Below are 655 nucleotides of genomic sequence, written 5' to 3'. Positions count from 1 at the left end.
TTGACCTTCGAGGACTTGGACCTTGCTTTATACCAGGCGTTTGCTGCCGTTACTTCTTCGGACTGTCGTAACTGGTTTGCTTGTGCCGGTTATTGTTGATATTTTATGGGGTTGCTCTAGGAACACCTCCAAAATACTGAAATGCATTTAACATACAGCGTTCCATGCTGCGCAGGTCACAGCGTTTTACGAATTCAATGTATTTGGCGCGGGAATATCCCAGAATCATTACAAAAACCGCTACTTTGTGAAGCTTCTCATTTTGGTCCAGATATTGACAGATGCCCCAGTCCATCTGCGCTTGCTTGCCGCTGGGCGTTTCATATCGCCGTACAGCAGGTGCTGCCTTGGCTGGCCGGTAGGGATGAACATATGCTTTTAAAATGCTTATTCCGCCGTCATATCCAAGTTCTCGCAGTCGTTCCAACAGAACAACACAATTGAAGATACCTTGTTCCATCCATTCATTCAACTGCGGCTTGTAAGGATCTAACTTGGACCCTTTTGAAATCCCCTTTAGCCCATGCTGCCGATCTGCCTGCTCCATATATTTGCGGGCCGTATTTTTGGAGATTCCAATTTCTTGCCCAATCGCATAAGCGCTCTTGCCTTTTCCTGCTAAATCTTTTATCATTAGTATAAGCCCACTCCTAAT

General features: G+C 45.6%; 1 pseudogene. It reads right to left on the bottom strand.

Annotated features, from left to right (window positions below):
- Positions 1–103: 103 nt before the first annotated feature.
- Positions 104–655 (bottom strand): annotated as a pseudogene (locus tag B5G28_RS14260) (IS21 family transposase); the annotation flags it as partial.

Source organism: Faecalibacterium sp. An77, from assembly GCF_002161315.1.
GTDB lineage: Bacteria > Bacillota > Clostridia > Oscillospirales > Ruminococcaceae > Faecalibacterium.
Note: the sequence above shows the minus strand (reverse complement) of the source record. Positions and strands in the feature narration are given on the sequence as shown.